Here is a 5124-nt window from a genome sequence, read left to right as displayed (position 1 = left end):
CCGCGGCCGACGTCCGGACCATCGCGGACGAGCTCGGGCTGGACCGCTTCGCGGTGCTCGGGCGCTCCGGCGGCGGCCCGCACGCGCTGGCCTGCGCAGCGCTCCTGCCCGACCGGGTCACCCGCGTCGCCGCCCTGATCGGCCTCGCCCCCCGGGACGCCGTCGGCCTCGACTGGTACGACGGGATGACACCGTCCAACATCCGGGCGTACCAGCAGGCCGAGCGCGGCCACGACCGGATCGCCGACGCGATGCGCTTCCGCTCCCAACAGGTCAGGGCGGACCCGATCGCCCTGCTGAAGGGGCTGCGGCCCCTCCTGGCCCCGGCAGACCGAGAGGTGATCGCCGACAGCGGGGTTCGGCACATGCTGGAGGACGGCTACCGCGAGGCGTTCCGGCACGGCGCCGACGGCTGGATCGACGACGTGCTGGCCTTCACCACCGACTGGGGCTTCCAGGTGCAGGACATCACCGTGCCCACCTGGCTCTGGCACGGCGCCGACGACCAGTTCTCCCCGGTCGAGCACTCCCGCTGGCTGGCCGACCACATCCCCGAGGCCACGCTCTTCCTGGAATCCGGCGCCGCGCACTTCGGTGCGTTCCGGGTGATGACCACCGCGCTCACCTGGCTGGCCGGATGAGCCCGCGCTCACCGGGGCCCCGGCCGAGCAGCCAACGGCCGATCCAGCCGCCCCCGATCCGGTCCGGTGCCCTCGGCGAGCTGAAGCGACTGCTCTACCAGCTCTACCTGGGCGCCGGACGTCCCACCCTCGACCGCATGGTCGAGCTGGTCGCCGAGGATGACGACCTGACGGGCGCTCCCCTGCGTGACACCGTCAGCCAGGTGATCGGCGCGCCCGATCTGCCGCCCCAGCAGGCAGACACGCTCGCCGTCGCCCTGGCCCTCGCCCGGGAGGCCCGGTGGAGTGCTCCCGAGATACGCGCGACCGTCCTGGACCTGTGGACACGAGCCCGACTCACCACGGTGCCGGGGCGGCCGGTCAGGGAGCACATCGACCCGTTCGCGCTGGAGGTGCACCGGGCCGTCGAGCTGCCGGCCGAACCGGACGGGGACGGGGTGCCACTCCTGCCGGCGTACGTCGTACGGGCCCACGACCGCGAGCTGGCCCGGATCGTCCGGACCGCGGAGAAGGGCCGCAGCGCACTGACCGTCCTGGTCGGTTCCTCCTACACCGGGAAGACGAGGGCCTGTTGGGAAGCGGTCCAACGACTGCCCGCCCGCTGGCGGCTCTGGCACCCGATCGAGCCGGACGGTCCGGAGGCGGTCCGGGACGCCCTGGGCCAGGTGGACGCCCACACCGTGATCTGGCTGAACGACAGCCAGCTCTACATCGGAGCCCAGGCCGGACCACTGGGGGAGCACGTAGCGGCCGGGCTGCGCGCGCTCCTGCACGACCCCGGGCGAGGACCGGTCCTCGTCCTCGGCACGCTCTGGCCCGAGTACTGGACCGCCCTCACCACCGTTCCGCCACCGGAGCGCCTGACCGACGAGCACTCCCAGGCCCGCGCCCTGCTCACCGGCCACGATCTGCGAGTACCTGACGTCTTCGGCGAGACCGACCTGCGGGCCCTACGGGCACTGGCCGCCGAGGACCGCCGGCTCGCCTGGGCGCACGAACGGGTCAAGGACGGCCACGTCACGCAATACCTCGCCGGCGCACCCGCGCTCCTGGAGCGCTACCGGACCGCCCGGCCGGCCGTCCGGGCCCTGATCGAGGCCGCGGTCGACGCCCGGCGGCTCGGCCACGGCCCGCACCTGCCGCGCGCCCTGCTGGCAGCCGCCGCCCCCGGATACCTGACCGACCAGCAGTACGACCTGCTGCCCGACGACTGGCTGGACCACGCCCTGGCGTTCGCCGCCGAGCCGGTGCGCGGAACCCCGGGGGCGCTGGCCACCGTACGCCCCCGTTCCGACCGCGTCCTGCCGCCCCAGCCGCACTACCGGCTGGCCGACTTCCTCGAACAGTACGGACGGGAGGAACGCCAGGTCGCGCGGGTACCGGAACCGCTCTGGCACGCCCTGGCCGAATTCGCGGCGCGCTCCGAGCTCCGTGCACTGGCCCGGTCCGCCGCCGACCGGGGGCTGGTCGGGACGGCCGCCCGCCTGCTCACGGCCGCCGCCGCGGAGGAGCCGGAGGCCGCAGTCGACCTGGCTCGCCTGCTCCGCGATGCCGGGCACACCGAAGCAGCGCTGGCCTGGTACGCGTACGTCGCCGGAGACCGCGTCAACGGTGACGCCGGGACCGGACCGGACGCCGAGGCCGTGAACGAGGCCGCCGAACTGCTGGAACGCGAGGGACGTATCGACGAGGCGGTGGGCCGGCTCCGGCCTGCGTGCCGCAGCGGCCGGGTGTCCGCGTGCTGGCTGACCGCGGCGATCCTGCTCCGTGCAGGGCGCACCGACGAGGCCGGACAAGCGCTGGCAACCGCCGTGGCCGCCGAGGGCCCTGCCTCCCTGCTGACCGCCGCGGGGATGCTGGCCGAGGCAGACCTTCTGGACGAGGCCCTCCCCTGGTACGACCGCGCGGCAGAGGACGGGAGCACCGCCGCCGCAATCCGGGCCGCGGACCTGCTGCGCGCCGCCGGGCGCAGCGAGGAAGCGCTCGATCGGTACCTCCGGGCCCTCGACCTCGGCGACACCACCGCCGCGCACCCGGCCGCCACCCTGCTCCACCGGATGGGGCGGACCGAGGACGCCCTTTCCCGCTACCGACAGGCCCTCGATCTCGGCGACAGCACCGCCGCCGGGCCGGCCGCCGGCCTGCTGCACGCGGCCGGGCGCAGCGAGGAGGCTCTGACGCTGCTTCGCCCGCTCGTGGTGGCGTCCGACCAGGCCGCGCTGAAGCGCGCCGTGGACCTGCTGCGTGCGATCGGGCGGACGGACGAGGCGCTCGACCTGCTGCACCGCTCCTCCGCGTCGGACGGCTCCGCCACCGGAGACCGGCGCCGGGCGGCATGGCTTCTGGAGGAGATCGGGCGGGTGGACGAGGCCGTCGCGGCGCTCGGCCTGGCGGGTGGTCCGGAAGGCGTGGAGGACCCGTTCGCGTTGCTCCACGGCGCCGAGGTGCTGCGGCGAGCCGGCCGGGACGACGAGGCGCTCACCCTGCTGCGCCGGGCCGGAGCCGTCAGCGGCGAAGGGTCACATCGCCAGGAGGCTGCCTGGCTGGAGGAGTTGGGAAGGGTGGACGAGGCGTTGGAACTCCTCCGACACGCCCGCGGGTCGGACGGCGCCGCCGACCTGGAAGCGCTCCGGCTGGGGGCGGAGATGCTCGACTTCGCCGGACGGGCCGACGAGGCCCTGGAATGGTACGACCGGGCGGGCGCGGACGGCGATGTCGAGGCCCTGCTCTCCGGCGGGCAGTTGTCGGAGAAGGCGGGACGGTTCACAGAGGCCGCCGACCGGTTCGGACGGGCGGCCGGGCTGGGCCACCCCGATGCGGGGTGGCACCGGGCCCGAATGCTGATGGCGGCCGGGCGGACGGAGGCCGCCGTCGACGCACTCACGACGGACACCGGCAGCGGACCCGCCGACCGGTGGCGGGCGGCGGAGCTGTTGCAGTCCGCGGGGCGCTTGAGGGAAGCGCTGGCGGTACTGGCGCCCACCGACCGGGAGCCGACGGCCGAGGAGCTGGGCCTGCAGGCGCTCTGCCTGGGCCGGGCCGGGCGGGTGGAGGAGGCAGTGGAGTGCTACCGCCGGGCCGGGGAGGCCGGCGAGGCCGGAGCGCTCGGGCAGGCGTGCGAGGCGCTCCGGACGGCCGGGCGGGACGCGGAGGCCGAGCGGCTGCGCCGGTACGGGTGGGAACCGGGCGGCGGGGTGGCGGCCGCCTGGGCCGCGCCGCTGCCGGCGCGGCCCGGTCAGCAGTCGTCCTCGTCGTCGTAGACGATGCCGGCCTCGCGGTCCCGCTGTTCCTGGACCCGGAACGGGACGTCCGGGTCCCAGTCGGAGGTGCGGGGCGGCTCGGGGCCGTCGGGGCCGAGCCGGACCACGGACTCGACCCGGACCAGCCGGAACTGCCGGCCGGCGGCGTGCAGTTCGTGGCCGCACTCGGCGTCGAGGCGGTCGGCGGCCGCCGCGTACCGGACGAGGTCCTCCTCGGGCAGCTCCGGGTGCAGGCGCGGGGCGAAGTCCCGCAGGTAGGCGGCGAGGCTGTCACGGGCGGCCTGCGGCGTCTCACAGGCCCCGGTCATCGGGCCCCAGCGGCCGTCCTCGTACTCGGCGACGGCGCAGTGCACCGGGAGCACGAAGACGTTCGGGTACAGGCGGGAGGCGAGCCGGGCCTCCTCCCGGACGTCCTCCGGGACGCCGCGTCCGGTCGGCACCAGGGCCGTCATGTCGAGCCGCAGGATGCCGTCGACCAGGGTGACGCCGGCCGCCGGATCGATGACGAACCCCTTAACCCGGGACGGCAGTCTGTAGGCCTGGCCGACCTCAGCCGGGTCCGGGTCGGTCGGGCGCGGCGGCTCGATGCCCTCGGGACCGGAGCGCAGCACCTGCTCGGCCCGGAAGATCCGGTACCGGCGGCCCGCGACGGCGATCTCGTCCAACGCCTCCCACTCCATCCGCTCGTGGGCGGCGGTGTAGGCGGCGCGCTCCTCGTCGGTGACGTCCCAGGGGGCGGCGTAGCGGGATCCGGGCTCGGCCAGCGCCCAGCTGCGGAAGAAGTGCCCGAGGTCGTCACGGGCCATCTGCGGGGTGGTGGAGTGGTAACCGAGGACCCGCCAGGCGACCTGTCCGGTGCGCTCCACGCAGCCGTAGGCGGGCGGCATCATCATCAGGTGCGGGTACCGCTCGCGGGACGCCCGGGCGTCCAGGCCGACCACCGCGGCGACCGGGTCGTCGGTGTGACCGACCCGCGTGGTGAGGTGCGCGGGCAACTGCACGGCGTCATCGTCCATGCGGCCATTGTCGGCGGACCGCCGGCGCACGTCGCAGGGTAATCCCGGAAGTCCGGCCGGCCGGGCAACGGCCGTGGGATCCTGCGCCCTCCCCGCACCGGGCGGCACGGCACGTGTCGGATTGCCGGACGGCGCGGGGCAGGCGCGGGGCCCGTCCGGGGGGGGAGAGATCGGACGGGCCCCGCCCCGCCGGTCCGGGGCGCAACC

General features: G+C 75.5%; 3 protein-coding genes. 2 read left to right on the top strand and 1 reads right to left on the bottom strand.

Annotated features, from left to right (window positions below; all coding sequences use genetic code 11):
* On the top strand, positions 1 to 641 hold a 641-nt coding region (locus tag ABZ885_RS34990), incomplete at its 5' end, for an alpha/beta hydrolase (RefSeq protein WP_360197954.1).
* The gene (locus tag ABZ885_RS34985; RefSeq protein WP_360197951.1) at positions 638 to 3901 is read left to right on the top strand and encodes a tetratricopeptide repeat protein; all 3264 of its coding nucleotides are present in this window, start codon (positions 638 to 640) and stop codon (positions 3899 to 3901) included. The genes ABZ885_RS34990 and ABZ885_RS34985, both read left to right, overlap by 4 nt.
* On the opposite strand, the gene ABZ885_RS34980 is transcribed toward ABZ885_RS34985, so the two are convergent.
* Positions 3877 to 4917, bottom strand: coding sequence for a DUF5954 family protein (locus ABZ885_RS34980; RefSeq protein ID WP_360197948.1), 1041 nt, complete (start codon positions 4915 to 4917; stop codon positions 3877 to 3879). The genes ABZ885_RS34985 and ABZ885_RS34980 overlap by 25 nt on opposite strands.
* Positions 4918 to 5124: the final 207 nt, after the last annotated feature.

Origin of the sequence: Kitasatospora sp. NPDC047058 (assembly GCF_040643935.1) — a bacterium.
In the GTDB taxonomy this organism is placed as follows: Bacteria; Actinomycetota; Actinomycetes; order Streptomycetales; family Streptomycetaceae; genus Kitasatospora.
Note: the sequence above shows the minus strand (reverse complement) of the source record. Positions and strands in the feature narration are given on the sequence as shown.